We start from the raw sequence: 13,675 nt of genomic DNA on the forward strand, positions 1-13,675 counted from the left end.
TTAATGTTAAAGTAAGCCAAATACTAGCACTCTAAGGTTCTAAATTAACCTGATTTTAGATGCTTAAAACTCTATCTAGAGGAGTCAACATTGAGCAATCAATTTCTCATTTGTTTATTACTTATTCTTATTTGGGGGGGCAGAACAGAGATAGGTTCGTCTGATACTCTTATCCCTGTCACTTCTTCAATGTCTGCTGCTCCCCTCAAGATTAAACAACAGTTTACTGTCGCAAAGGTTGCGTTAAATCGCATCTACTTTAGTCCAAATGGACAAAGTGTAGTAACGGCTTCCGCATCTGGAGTGGCATCGCTTTGGTCGCTGACGGGAGACTCCTTGTCCACCATGGATGGTCAAAAACCACCAATGTTTAATGCTAGGTTTTCGCCTAATGGGCAGACTGTTGCTACTACTGGCTATGATGGCACAATTCGTTTATGGAATACACAAGGAAAGCTCTTAAAACAACGACAACCTCATAGAGCTGCTGTGACGGATATTCTCATATTCCTTAACGAGAAGTTCATTGTTACTAGTTCCGATGATGGGCAAACCCAGATTTTTAATCGAGATGGCATAAAACTTGCTGGGATAATCAAACCAGGTACAGCGCGAAATTTAGCCTTCACCACCCAAGGTAATCTGATTGCCAGTGCCTATGATAGCGGAACCGTATATGTAATAAATCCCAATGGTGAAATTCAACACGAGATTGTTACAGGTCAAGGCAGAATTAATAATGTTAGGTTTAGTCCTAGTGGTAAGCAAATCTTAACATCAGGGATAAACGGGACTGCTAAGCTTTGGCAACTCAATGGTCAATTACTAGCTGAATTGAAAGCAAGTTCAATAGGCTGGGTGAATAGTGCAGCATTTCATCCCAACGGACGTTTGATTGCAACTGCAAGTGATGATGGCATACTCCGTCTTTGGCAAACCAATGCTGAACTTTTATATAGTATGCCTCTTGGGGAAAGTAATAAGCTGACTAGCCTTGACTTCTCATCGGATGGAAAGAAATTAGCGGTGGTTAGTAATAAGGGACAAGTCTGGATCGTTGATGTTTCTAACTAGAGAGATACCTGTGAATAAGAAATTCTTACCTGCCTTGGCTTTAAGTTTCAGTTTAGGACTAAGCACTTGTTTTATCCCCGGAACCGTTGGTCTAAATATCTCCCCAAATTTAAGGCAAAGCTCAGTTAAAAGACTTTCAAATCGTCTAAAACTGGAAGTTATGTCGCAATTTCAAGGGCATCAATTAACGGGAGAAGCGATTATCCATATTCACTATAGTAGGGACGGTCGCTATTTACTTTCTGTGGCTACGGATGGATTGGCTAAACTTTGGGCTACGGATGGAAAGTTTATTCGAGCATTTGTGGGACAGCCTGTAGCTATGGTTTTTAATGGGGCATTTAGTTCTGATAGTAGCCAAATTGTTACTGCTAGCTATGATGGCGTGGCAAGGATATGGAGTTTACAGGGGCAAGTCCTACGGGAACTACGGGGGCATACCTCAGGGGTTACAGATGTTAAATTTCTCTCTGAAGAACAAGGTATTGTCTCAAGTTCAGATGATGGAACAGTGAGATATTGGTCGAAAGATGGAAATAACTGGTTTACCGTGCCTAAGACAGGGGTCAGCCGCAATATGGATATTTCACCTCAAGGCAACCTGCTGGCAGTTACCCAAGATATTGGCACCATAACTCTATTAAGTTCTCGGGGAGATATTATCCGAACCATTGGAACTGGACAGGGTCGGTTAAATAGCGTTAGCTTTAGTGCCGATGGAAAGCTAATAGTGACTGCTGGGTTTGATGGAACTGCTCGTGTTTTTACTTTAGATGGCAAGGAAATTGTCAAACTCAAGGTTTTAGATAAAGGCTGGGTTACAGGGGCAGCCTTCAGTCGGGATAAGTTAATTGCAACTGTGTCGGATGACGGTATTTTGAGACTATGGGATTTAGACGGCAACTTACTAGATAGTTTTAACCCTGGATTAGAACGTTTAGGGAGTGTTGCTTTTCATCCTGATGGTAAGAATCTAGCTATCGCCGCATACCATGGCACCTTAATTTTATTGAAAATTAAGTAAAGAACACTCTAATTTGAAGTATGAACCAAATAATGCTTAAAGGCTAGGAATAATATCCAGCATAAACTTTAATTTCTAGGGTTTGTATATTTCATACCTCGATCTGCAACGCCCTAATTTGAACTTGGGTGGCTTACTTGAAAAAGATCGTTTCTAATCAATAGACTTTATCGGCAATAAGAGTGCAAAAATGACTTCAAAGTTTCACACAGAGAGCATTTGACGCTTGTTTTTTCGATCTGTGAAATCCTTGTATATCAAGGACTCTGCTATTTCCAATTAACTCTAATGTTTAAGAAGAGAGAAGCTTATAGGTCTGATAGGATAGCATCACGCCCTTTCAGAGCGCAGCCTTCGTCTATCATTCCCACTGGGGTGCCAGAAACTCCTAGTCCGCCAACAAGTTTTCCTTGAGACATAAGCCTAACTCCACCGGGGAATAATGTAATACCCCGTAGCGGGTCAGCAGGCATTGGCCAAATCCCTACACCGTTTGCTCCCTTGGCTTGCATGGAAGCAAGGATTCCTGATGTTGTGTCTAGGTTATGGTTGTTCGCTAGAGTAACAGCAGAATAGGCTTTGTTGAAAGATGTTTGAACTGTGTGTACTCCAGCTCCATCACTGCGAATGACAACAATCACATTCCCTTCAGGATTAACAACCGTTACAGTAGTGCCATAACCCTCTTTGCGGCATGCAGCAATAGCCGACTCTGCAGCCTTAATCGCAATTGTGGAAGAAAGCACAGGGGTTTGTTCAAGAGCTGTTCCTGGACAGGCAGGAATTATGAAAAAAATGAGTCCAAGTAGCGTCTTGACAGTGGTTTTTATTTGAATAAGCATAGATTTCCTTAAACCTAATTTAAATTGTTAGTAGCGAACGCAGTCTGTTGACTAAGATAAAAATTTTGAGAAATGGACAGTAGATTCAATCAATAACAAGATAACTCAATTCGAGTCTTAGTCAGCTTGAAACCAATGGATGTCAACTAATGATTTTAGGTTGTCTTCTTGACAAAATTAGGCACGTTAGGATAAACATTTTGAATATCTTCACGAATGGTGCGTTTGTCATTAATGGCAAAGTTAGCTATATCAATCTTTTTCATAAAAATCACCCCAGGTTTTTTGATCACATAGTTCAGAAAATTTTTAAACACATCAACATGTTCAGGACGCTGTAACCGATCATGCATAGTAACTGCCATCATCCGACGACGGTAGGCAGCTTCTTCGTAAAGTCCGTCAAATGAGCGGATTAATTCTGTTAAATACTGCTCTGATGAAAAATAGCGGGCTTCATAGGCACGAATATCATTCATATAGACTGCATAGGGAACCACAGCAATTGACTTACCATTATTGAGATTGACAATAAAAGGTTCATCCCGGCTAACATCATCAATGTGATAGACAAAACCTAATTCATTCAAAACAGAAAGAATATTGACGGAACCGCGTAGCCCAGGAGCATTGTAACCCACGGGTTTCTGACCCGTAACTTTAAGTACCATATCCACATTGCGTTGAATAAATGCTTTTTCCTGGTCCGCCGTCATGTTAAATTCGTTGTCCCAATTCCATCCGTGGGCTGCCGCTTCATGTCCCCGTTGAACAATTTCTTTGGCACGCTCTGGATACATTTCTACCGTGCGCCCGGACATGTGGGATGTCATCTTAATCTTGTATTTGTCTAATAGGTCAAGAATCCGAGGTACGCCTTCTGTATAGCCATAGCGATACCAAGTAATTGTTGGCATATCGTAGTAATCTGGTGGCGGCGTGAAGTTGCCAAGCGGAGTCGAGGCACCAGCCGGAGGTTGACTGCCAGTTTCAAACATCAAAGAGAGAGATATGGGCAGACGAATGCCATCGGGCCAGAATTTACCGTCTTTGATCGATTGAACTTGAGCTTTTGATGTTAAGGGATGAGTGAGAGCAAAGGTAGCCATAGCTCCAACACTCGCTGCCAGTCCTTGCTTGAATAACTCTCTTCTGTGCATAATGAAAAACTCCTTTAGGGTTGAAATGTTGTCAGAATTGCTTCAAGAATTTTCTCTGGAGCTTCTTCGGGGATATAATGCCCACATTGCTCAAGTACATAGCTCGTGATTCTATCGCAATAGGGTGACAATCCATTATAAATTAATGACTTCGTAGCAAATTCTCCACCCATAGCAAAAATCGGCTGATGGAAGCGAGTTTCAGGGCTTAAGGTATTAGTTTTAATACTTTCATCAATGAAGGAATACCATAGAAATCCTGCTTTCATGGCATGGGGACGACTGTAGTATCTGACATAGAAATCAATGACATCAGCAGAGAGATTTTCCTTACGAATGGATTTATTTGTAAAGTACCAAGATAGATATTCTTTTTCTTTCCCTTGGACTAGGTCTGATGCCAAATCACTATTTTTATGAAAATAAAACTGCCACACCTTTGCCGCATTGACGACAGAGAAGAAATCGGCACTAACTAAACCAGGAATTGCAGCATCAACCAATCCCGCCCCTTGAATTGATGCAGGAAATAGTTTGAGTAGGGTAAAGGCAACCCATGCCCCCACATCATGTCCCACTAAGTAAAAAGAGGTAATTTGTTTTTGAGCTAAATAGGCGATCGCTTCTTGGGCAGCCGTAGCACAATCATAGGCTCCATCAGGAATATCGGAATCACCTTGCCCCCTTAAGTCTAGGGCAATCACATAAAAAGACTTACCTAATTTTTCTAATAAAAGTCGCCAAGCATAACAGGTTTGAGGCCAGCCACCTAGTAATAATAAAGGTTTTCCTGTTCCACCCTCAATCGCATGTAAAGTAACACCAGAAACTGCAGTAAAAGTATGTTGAAATCCTGATGGCAGAGGAATAGGAATAAAAGTATCTTTCATGATTAAAGGGAATTATAGGTTTGACTCAGAAATTTTAGACCTTCACGGGCAATATACTCACTACTAGGAGCCAGCGATCGCCAGACTCGAGCCATTGTTGCTAGTTCTGGATCATGAAAGTTAAAGCTCTCAATCACAATCCAATCTTGGTAGTTTAGATCGCGCAAAACCTCAAACCATTGTTGCCAAGGGAAAGTATCACTTCCGGGAGTACCCCGATCGCAAGCACTAACATGGATATGAAAACAGCGATCACCTGCCAATCTAAAAGCCGATAGAATATCCTTCTCCTCAATATTCATGTGAAATAGGTCTAGTAATAAACCAAGTTGAGGGGAGCCAATTGTTTCTAAAATTTCTAATCCTTGCTCTACCGTATTTAAGATATAACCTTGAAAGCGGTTAAGAGGTTCCAGAGCTAACTTAATTTTAGTTTCAGATAGGGATTCAGCAACCTGAGCCAGACTATCTAGGAGTAAGTTTTTTTCCAATTCTTGGGGAGGGTTTCCAGTCAAATAACCCACTGGATGAATGAGTGGTCCCGATAGTTTAGTTATGCCACAAGCCTCACAAAAGGCGATCGCCTTCTGAATATAGTCAATGGACTGATCCCGAATCTGCTGATCATTAGTGGTTAGTGATAAACCCTGAGGCATACTTGTACAAAGGGTAATATCTAGTCCATAGCGATCGCGATAATCTTGAATCGTATCGGGATCGATCTGATCGAATAGATGGGTTGAGATTTCCACCCCAGCAAATCCCCAAGACTTAGCCTGTTCAAAGATAAACGCCTCTTCTCCTGCAAATTCTTTTTTCCAGATGAAGGTATGCACACCAAATTTCAGCGACGCAGGTATTAAACTCATGAGCAGTTCACTGATTTATCCCCTTGATTAAAGGCTTTGATTACCTTAATCACTTTCCCTAGATCTTGATCATTCTTGAGTTTAGCAAGTTCATCGGGAACCTTATCCGTAATTTTACTGACGTATTGCAGAAAATAAGCACTTTGGTTGATCCCATACTTAGGAGCTAGATTGACAAACGCTGCCCTAGAAGCATCGGTTACCTTAGGAAGATTATTAAGGTCAGTAATTCTGACCCCACTATCCGTAAAATATTCACGCATCCCCCCATCATGGAAGGGGAAATCTGGGGCAACCTTATCTTTAAGCCACACAAAAGTGATAGGCAAGGTTTTGGTTGTACTATTCACAAACCCGTGCACGTGATGTTTTGGAGAGTAAACTACTTGCTGCGGTTTCATATTAATAATATGGAGTTCAGTTTTACCGGCTGCATCTTGAGTTGGAGGTTTATTAATATCGGGATACTTGCGAACACTACTGTAGAGTTCAATCCCGCCTTCAGGAGTCCAAAACCACTCATTAATAAAGTAATGAACGTGAGGCATAGGGCCACCGCCAGGGGGAATTTTCGCTGAGGCAATGGCAAAGCTAATATCTTCAGTAGAACAAGAAGCAATATCAAAAATTTCAATCGCGGGAGTTAAAATCAGCAAAGGTTTTTCAATCTTAGGCATCGGAATATCTGCAATCGTATCTACCGTCTTGGCAGAGACTACAAAGGACTGAAGGAAAAAAATACTACAAGCAGCGATCGCCAAGAAAAACACAACAGACCAAGTTTTGATTTTTAACATTGAGTGTTCCTACTTAAAAAAGAATTAAAAAGCGATTTTTTCTTTAATGAAATTGTAAGTTACCTGTCCTAGTAAAACTGCTGCTGCGGCAACTAATCCTTGAAAAGGAGGAACTGGTAAAGGAAGCTTAAAAAAAGTAAAAATTACACCCAGTAACCAACCACCTAAAAATGCAAAACCTAATTCTTGACTCATTTTTTTAATCCTTTTATTTTCAAGAAATTTTAAAAACATTTCACAGACTGATCGCCCTGATTATAGGCATTAATTGCATCAATAATCTTATTTAAATCCTGATCATTACTCAAATTTGCTAAAGCTGCTGGTGGTTGACTTGATACCGCTGATACATATTTAAGAAAGTAGTTACTTTGATTAATGCCGTATGTGGGAGCATGAGTTACAAACTTCTCTTTTGCTAAATCAGTAATTGCTGGAAGGTTATTAACATCCTTAATGGGAATTCCGACATCTTGGAAATATTCACGAATTCCACCATCGTCAAAGGGATATTTAGGTGATGTTTGATCTCTAATCCACACAAAAGTTAGGGGGTTAGTTTTATTACTGGTATTAACGAATCCATGAACATGATACTTGGGACCATAGACAACTTGATTAGGCTTGGTATCAAAGGTATAAACAATTGTTCGTCCCGACTCATGATCATTGGTAGCTGGTTTATTTAAATCAGGATATTCATTAGCACTTTGAAATAGTTCAATATTGCCTTGGGGTGTCCAAAACCACTCATTCGTATAGTGATGAATATGGGGTAATGGACCAGCACCTGCGGGAATTTGGGCATTGGCGATCGTAAAGCCTAGACTGCCTTGATTACAAGTACTAAATTCAAAGATTTCTCCAGCAGGACCAAGAATGAGTTCAGGATTTTGTAATTTAGGTGTGGGAAAACTAGCTAAGGTTTTAATAGTTGATATTTCGGTAGCTTCTACAGAATCAAGTTGCGGTAATGGCAAAAATTGGATAAAAACCATTAAAAATGCAAGACCTACAGTAAACGTAATTATTGAATTAATCAACCACTTAAAATATTTTTTCATCTTCAACTTATCTTAAAAATTAGAGGTAAATTGTTCCTAGTTTAGTACCTTTAGCGATGCCACATGATAGATTTTAATTACAGGTGGCTCTGCTAATAAATCAGGTGCCTTTTTAACAAATTCTTTAAAGTAAGGAGTTTGAAAATGATAATCTAAAGCTGCTTGATTTTTCCATTCTTCATAAAAAATATAGACATTATCTTGAGTTCCATCTTTGTAAAAACTGTAGGATATTGCACCTGCTTCTGCCCTTGAAGGAGAGATTAAGCTTTCAGAAAAACTAATAAATTCCTTCTCTTTTTCGGGCTTCACCTTAACTTGCCCTGCTACAACTATAAGTTCATTATCATCATCTGCCCAGCTTGGGGAACCCCAAAATACAAAGCTAACACAGATAAGTATCATAGCTAAAATAGTGGAAATCAAGCTACTGAGCTTTTTTTTTAATAATATCGATTTCATATTAGGAGTATTTAAGATAGCAATTGATTAACTAAAAAGAAAATAGTTAGCGTAAACAGTCTTTAGGCAGTTTTAGATGATTTCTTAATTTTTCTCAACTTAATTTTGAAATTTAGTTTAAATATTTAAATAATAAAATCTCTTCGATTAGAAAGTTAAATACAGTTAATTATAAGGATTAAAGTAATTGAAGAAAATTAATCGACTTATTTGTAATAATTCTTATCATAAAAAATACGATTACGCTTGTTTAGATATTTGTAAGGTGATTTTTATAAAGTAATTTTTAAGTAGTGATGAAAGTATAAATTAATACTGAATTTAGGTTTAATGTATTCTAATTTCCTTGGTCACAAATACAGTCATTCATTACCTATTAATTACGTTGAATGGCTAAAAGAGTAATATCATCAAATTGATCAGCTTCTCCAATATGATTGATCACATTTTCAGTAATTTCAGTTAATAACTGGCTAACCGAAGAAATTGGCTTTGTTAAAATATTTAACAATTTTTGATCAGTAAAAAATTCGCCTCCAAAAGCCCGTGCTTCAGGTACCCCGTCTGTATAACCAATCAGAATATCACCAGCTTGTAACTGGGCTTGTTCAACTCTAAACTTCATATTGGGCATCATTCCCACTGCTGGACCAGTAGAGTTAAGTTTTTGTTCAATTTTACCTTCAGAATTAATGATAAATAATGGCTCATGTCCTCCATTGATGTAATATAGAATTCCCGTTTGTGGGTCTAGTACTCCAAAAAAAAGTGTTGCAAACATTCCCAAATCACCGTGGTACTCAGCTACATAATTGTTGGTTAAAGCAACAGCTTCTAATACATTAGTGGGAGTTAATTCAGCAATATAACTACTATCCGTTAATTTCTCAGATTTCCCAGATGAATCTAAGGTGAGGTGTTGATAGAAATTACGCATAGCTGTTTGAGATGCAAAAATCCGAATTAAACTCCGAAATAATGCCATGAATAGAGCTGCACCAACTCCTTTATCGCAGACATCGGCAATTACTAAACCTACATATTTTTCTAAAACTGGGAAGGTATCATAAAAATCTCCTGCAACCTGACGAGCGGGCTTGAAAAATGCAGAGATTTCCCAATTAGGGACTTGAAGTAACTCAGGAGGAAGAAAATTAAGTTGCATTTGCCTCCCCTTTTCTAGTTCTTGGTTGAGTTTTTGCGAGTAAATTTCAACTTGTTGTAGGTATTGTCTTTCGCGATCGCGGAATCTTTTTTTATCCAGAGCAGCACCAATCCTAGCTTTTAATAAAATTGGGTTAAAGGGTTTTGGGAGAAAATCTTCAGCTCCAATTTCAATACAGCGTACAACTTGATCAATTTCATCGGATGCAGAAATCATAATAACTGGAATATGTTGCCATTGCTCATCAGCTTTAAGCATTTTTAAGGCTTGATATCCATCTAAAATTGGCATCATTAAATCCAATAAAACTAGTTCATATTCTCCTGTTTTAATCATTGTTAACGCTTCTTGCCCGTTAGTTGCAGTTGTAACTATATATCCTTCCCTTTGTAATTGTCGGGTAAATAAATCTCGGTTATTTTCATTATCATCAACTACTAATAAGTGGCAAGTTTGATTTTCGATAAAATGATTTTTTTTCAGCAAATCATGAGAAATTTCTTTAACTAAATTATTGACAGACTGATTATTTGGATCTATTGACTGTAATTCGGAGGCTGTGAGTGCGGCTTGCAAACATTTATTTAATAGTTCTCGAAACCGAAAAGCGGAGACTTCAATGCGCTCAATATCAGGAATTAAAGAAGTTAAAGATTGATCATTTTTTAACAATTGGCAGTTCTCGATGACTCTTTGTAAGGAAGAATTACTTTCAATATTTACAGCTTCTAAGATCGGACTTAGACCTAATATAGCTTTAAGAGATTTTTCTAAAGAATTATCCAAATTTTGATTAACAATAGAAAGGAGTTCATGCCCTCCCACATTAATTTTTTGAAACCCACTAATTATCTCATTATCTTCTGTTTCAAGGTCTTCTAGCAGCATTTCACTATAGCCGATAATGGCATTAATTGGAGTACGAAAATCATGCCTGAGTTTAATAATCAACCCACTAAGATTATGATCTTGGGAAAATTCAGAAAATATATTATCCATTAGGTTTTATGAATGAGGAGTAGCGGTTATAGGGTTTGATTAAAAAATTAGGTAATGACATAAAAAAATTTAGATAAATATGTAACACTTGGTAAAACTTTTACAGGTAGCTAATTTCTGTTGATAAGGGATAAAGCCCAAAAAACTTGAATGTTATACATATTTGATGCACCGCCAATTAAGCAATTCGTCAGTGATAGTAGTGATATGGAGTCGTTTGGAACAACCCTTGTGGCGCAGCTAAACATAGAATTTAATTGGATGACCCCAATCTAGGATTAGTAACTTATCGGGCGATCGCATTGCAAATCATAGACTAGGCGATCAATTGAGTTCTACAGCAAATATTAATCCATGTAGCATATCTTTATAAATTTTTTGAGTAAATTTTTGAGTAATTGCCATGAATCATAACGATAAAGTGTAAACTTTGAAATAATTACAAATCAACATAAATCACAAAATTCCCTATGAAAGTCGGTCAAAAAGTTCGCATTCGTCCCCTTAAAGATAGAGTTAATAAAGAAGTCAGCACCCGCATTGGGGAAGTTGGAGTTGTGAAAGAGCCTAAAATCCTGGATGGTCGCAACCTCGGTTATATAGTCAAGTTCACAGATAATAAGGCTACTTGGTTTTTTCCTGATGAGTTAGAAGCGATCGCCTAATGGCTGATTTAAATCGCCAAGACCTAATTAAAGCAATGGTCGCAGAAGTTGATGGGCTAACTGTGCGGATGGCAGGAGCAAGCTTAGAAGCTATGATTACTTGCATTACTGAGGCATTGGCTGAGCATAAATCGATCTCAATTAATAACTTTGGTAAGTTTGGGGTTCGGACTCGGCGATCGCGTCTGGGTATTCATCCTCAAACTCAAACTGAAATTCAAATTCCTGCTACGATAGTTCCCTACTTCACTCCTAGCGTTGGTTTAAAGCAACTGGTTAATCAGCAAATTAATCCACCAATTAATCCACCTCATATCAAACAACATGAGCCAAATTCTGACATTTCTAGGTAAAGGTGGAGTCGGTAAAACTACCGTGGCGATCGCTGTAGCTAAAGCCTATGCTAATCAGGGTAAGCGTGTACTTTTGGTAGGGCAGCAAACAGGATATAACCTGATGCTCGGTCATGATCTAAGTACTGATCCCCGTGAAATTTCCCCTAATCTGCTGGCGGTAAACCTCAGTGCTACAGTGCTGTTAGAAAGGTATTGGGAAAAGATGAAAAATCTGGAGAGCCAATATCTACGAATTCCATTCCTAAAAGAAGTCTATGGACAGGAGTTAGGGATTTTGCCAGGGATGGATCAGGCTCTGGGTTTAAGTTTTGTCCGTGAGCAGGATGCTGAAAATAAGTACGACTATATTATTTACGATGGCTCAGGCGATCTAAATACGCTTCGCATGTTGGGAATGCCAGAGATTTTGGCGTGGTATCTGCGGAGATTTAAGCAGGTTTTAGTGGGTTCAGCCGTGGGACAGGCAATGTCGCCATTTATTGAGCCAATGCTGAAGAGTATTTTACAGGTTTCCGCTACGGAGGATTTAACTAATCAAGCGGGTAAGGTTCCCAATGTCCTCGAACAGGGGCAGCAGGCGGTTAATAATCCTAATCGGGTCGCAGCTTATTTAGTCACGACTAACTCAGAAATTGCGATCGCCGTTGCTAAGTACTTATGGAGTAGTTCTCAGCAGATCGGGTTAAGTGTAGCGGGCGTATTGAGCCATGAAGTGATTGCCGATTCAGAATTTGGTAATCTACCCGTACAGGTAATTCCTGATCATGTTGAAACCTTAGAAATTAGCGATCGCCTCTCACCTCATCTCGCTACCATATCCTTAACTGTTGATATATCTAAATCTCAGGTCAAGTTATTTTTACCCACCTTTGACAAAAAACAAGTAAAGCTAATTCAGTCGGGTCCTGAAGTCACGATCGAAGCGGGGGATCAAAGACGTAATTTATTTTTGCCGCCAGAGTTAACAGGCAGACAAGCTAGTGGAGCGAAGTTCCAAGATGGTTATTTAATTATCACCTTTGCCTGATGTTTCAATCGACACGACGTAGGCTTGCCCTTTGGTACAGCATAGTTACAGCAATTTTGCTTTTAATATTTGCCAGTGGATTTTATGGCTATGTGCGTTTAACTTTAATTGACCGCATTGATGACACGATCGCCCATGTGGTTGAAGTTTTAGAGCGATCACTAATTAGAAATATTAATCTTGAATCTAGGCTTGAATCTGGACTGAGTGATGATCTTGATGCTGATCACATAGATATTGAATGGTTTAGTCCCACAGGTGATCTAGTTTGGACTACCATGCCCAAGACCGCAACTTTACACCTAGAAATTCCTGATACTTCCCATTTTCAACCCCATTCTCAGCTATATCTGCAACCCAAATATCGCACTACATACGTCAATGACGAACCAGTGAGACAACTTACCGAGGCAGTAGTATTTGAGCAGAAACTTTTGGGCTATCTTCGGGTCAGCCATCCGTGGTTTGAAGTAACTAAACCGATTCAGCAATTATTAGTAGACTTAGCGATCGGAACTTCGATCATGATTGCCGTGGTTGCTCTCTGTGGTTGGTGGCTTTCAGGGCTGGCGATCGCCCCACTTAAAGAGGCATATCAACTACTCAAACAATTTACTGCCGATGCTTCCCACGAATTACGCAACCCGATCGCAGTTATTCAAACTAATGTCCAAGTCGCCCTAGCTGATCCCGAACCCAATTGGCAAGATCACCAACGGCAGTTAGAAATTATTGAACGCATCACCCGCCGCCTCAGCCGCTTACTAGAAGACCTATTATTTTTAGCCCGCCAAGAAACACCCCTCAAGGTTAATGATCAAAATCACTGCGATCTTTCCCAAATCTTGAGCAATGTCGTGGAAGAACAACAAATAATTGCCCAAAATCAAAATATTACCATTGAAGTTTTAAGCGCAGATGTGCCTGTCACCGTTCTAGGCGATCGCTCTCAATTAGTACGTTTATTTACTAACCTGATCAGCAACGCTATTAACTACACTTTGGCAGGGGGAAAAGTTACAGTTAGCCTAGCTACTATAAATTCCCATCAAGCCCAAATTGAAATTACCGATACAGGCATGGGCATCCCCAATGAGGCGATCGCACAAATATTTGAAAGGTTCTGGCGGTATCAACCCCAATCCAAGGAAGGTTCTGGACTAGGCTTGGCGATCGCTAAAACCATTACAGAAAACCATCTAGGACAAATTAAAGTTACTAGTAGCTTAGGCGTTGGTTCCACTTTTACTGTGACTCTACCTCTTAAAAAGAATTAAAAAG

15 protein-coding genes are annotated in these 13,675 nt (G+C 39.2%); 6 read left to right on the forward strand and 9 right to left on the reverse strand.

Features of this window, described 5'->3' with window-relative positions:
• Window positions 1-90 precede the first annotated feature (90 nt).
• Both SYN7502_RS08225 and SYN7502_RS08230 read left to right on the forward strand, forming a co-directional pair.
• Window positions 91-1,074: a WD40 repeat domain-containing protein gene (locus tag SYN7502_RS08225; protein WP_015168387.1), complete on the forward strand. Its 984-nt coding sequence runs from the start codon at window positions 91-93 to the stop codon at window positions 1,072-1,074.
• A 10-nt stretch (window positions 1,075-1,084) separates the two neighbouring features.
• Window positions 1,085-2,098, forward strand: a complete 1,014-nt coding sequence (locus SYN7502_RS08230) for a WD40 repeat domain-containing protein (RefSeq protein ID WP_246828978.1) — start codon at window positions 1,085-1,087, stop codon at window positions 2,096-2,098.
• Between the two features lie 308 nt (window positions 2,099-2,406).
• Here the strand turns inward: SYN7502_RS08230 and SYN7502_RS08235 are convergent, their stop codons facing one another.
• The 9 genes from SYN7502_RS08235 to SYN7502_RS08275 all read right to left on the reverse strand — a co-directional run bounded on the left by SYN7502_RS08235 (window position 2,407) and on the right by SYN7502_RS08275 (window position 10,346).
• The gene (locus tag SYN7502_RS08235) at window positions 2,407-2,844 is read right to left on the reverse strand and encodes a GlcG/HbpS family heme-binding protein (RefSeq protein ID WP_246828979.1); all 438 of its coding nucleotides are present in this window, start codon (window positions 2,842-2,844) and stop codon (window positions 2,407-2,409) included.
• A gap of 251 nt (window positions 2,845-3,095) precedes the next feature.
• Window positions 3,096-4,100 (reverse strand): polysaccharide deacetylase family protein, encoded by a 1,005-nt coding sequence (locus SYN7502_RS08240; protein WP_015168390.1) that lies wholly within the window; start codon window positions 4,098-4,100, stop codon window positions 3,096-3,098.
• A 14-nt stretch (window positions 4,101-4,114) separates the two neighbouring features.
• Window positions 4,115-4,990: an alpha/beta hydrolase gene (locus SYN7502_RS08245; protein ID WP_015168391.1), complete on the reverse strand. Its 876-nt coding sequence runs from the start codon at window positions 4,988-4,990 to the stop codon at window positions 4,115-4,117.
• Between the two features lie 2 nt (window positions 4,991-4,992).
• The gene (locus SYN7502_RS08250; RefSeq protein WP_015168392.1) at window positions 4,993-5,859 is read right to left on the reverse strand and encodes a sugar phosphate isomerase/epimerase family protein; all 867 of its coding nucleotides are present in this window, start codon (window positions 5,857-5,859) and stop codon (window positions 4,993-4,995) included.
• Window positions 5,856-6,656 carry a cupin domain-containing protein gene (locus tag SYN7502_RS08255; protein WP_015168393.1) on the reverse strand — a complete coding sequence of 267 codons (801 nt, stop codon included), beginning with the start codon at window positions 6,654-6,656 and terminating at the stop codon, window positions 5,856-5,858. The genes SYN7502_RS08250 and SYN7502_RS08255 overlap by 4 nt, the downstream gene beginning before the upstream one ends.
• A gap of 24 nt (window positions 6,657-6,680) precedes the next feature.
• A complete protein-coding gene (locus tag SYN7502_RS20190) occupies window positions 6,681-6,890 on the reverse strand; it encodes a hypothetical protein (protein WP_041429326.1) in 210 nt (69 codons plus the stop codon).
• Window positions 6,881-7,720 carry a cupin domain-containing protein gene (locus SYN7502_RS08265; RefSeq protein WP_015168395.1) on the reverse strand — a complete coding sequence of 280 codons (840 nt, stop codon included), beginning with the start codon at window positions 7,718-7,720 and terminating at the stop codon, window positions 6,881-6,883. The genes SYN7502_RS20190 and SYN7502_RS08265 overlap by 10 nt, the downstream gene beginning before the upstream one ends.
• Before the next feature lie 36 nt (window positions 7,721-7,756).
• Window positions 7,757-8,125 (reverse strand): putative quinol monooxygenase, encoded by a 369-nt coding sequence (locus SYN7502_RS08270; RefSeq protein WP_246828980.1) that lies wholly within the window; start codon window positions 8,123-8,125, stop codon window positions 7,757-7,759.
• Window positions 8,126-8,558: 433 nt separating this feature from the next.
• A complete protein-coding gene (locus SYN7502_RS08275; RefSeq protein ID WP_015168397.1) occupies window positions 8,559-10,346 on the reverse strand; it encodes a SpoIIE family protein phosphatase in 1,788 nt (595 codons plus the stop codon).
• Window positions 10,347-10,816: 470 nt separating this feature from the next.
• Between SYN7502_RS08275 and petP the strand changes: the two genes are divergently transcribed.
• The 4 genes from petP to SYN7502_RS08295 are packed head-to-tail and all read left to right on the forward strand — an operon-like array spanning window position 10,817 to window position 13,671.
• A complete protein-coding gene (gene petP / locus SYN7502_RS08280; protein ID WP_015168398.1) occupies window positions 10,817-11,011 on the forward strand; it encodes a cytochrome b6f subunit PetP in 195 nt (64 codons plus the stop codon).
• Window positions 11,011-11,364, forward strand: a complete 354-nt coding sequence (locus SYN7502_RS08285; protein ID WP_015168399.1) for an HU family DNA-binding protein — start codon at window positions 11,011-11,013, stop codon at window positions 11,362-11,364. The genes petP and SYN7502_RS08285 overlap by 1 nt, the downstream gene beginning before the upstream one ends.
• Window positions 11,336-12,394 (forward strand): Get3/ArsA fold putative tail anchor-mediating ATPase NosAFP, encoded by a 1,059-nt coding sequence (locus tag SYN7502_RS08290; protein WP_015168400.1) that lies wholly within the window; start codon window positions 11,336-11,338, stop codon window positions 12,392-12,394. Before SYN7502_RS08285 ends, SYN7502_RS08290 begins: the two co-directional genes overlap by 29 nt.
• Window positions 12,394-13,671, forward strand: a complete 1,278-nt coding sequence (locus tag SYN7502_RS08295; protein ID WP_015168401.1) for a sensor histidine kinase — start codon at window positions 12,394-12,396, stop codon at window positions 13,669-13,671. The genes SYN7502_RS08290 and SYN7502_RS08295 overlap by 1 nt, the downstream gene beginning before the upstream one ends.
• Window positions 13,672-13,675: the final 4 nt, after the last annotated feature.

It is taken from the genome of Synechococcus sp. PCC 7502 (assembly GCF_000317085.1).
Lineage (GTDB): Bacteria > Cyanobacteriota > Cyanobacteriia > Pseudanabaenales > Pseudanabaenaceae > PCC-7502.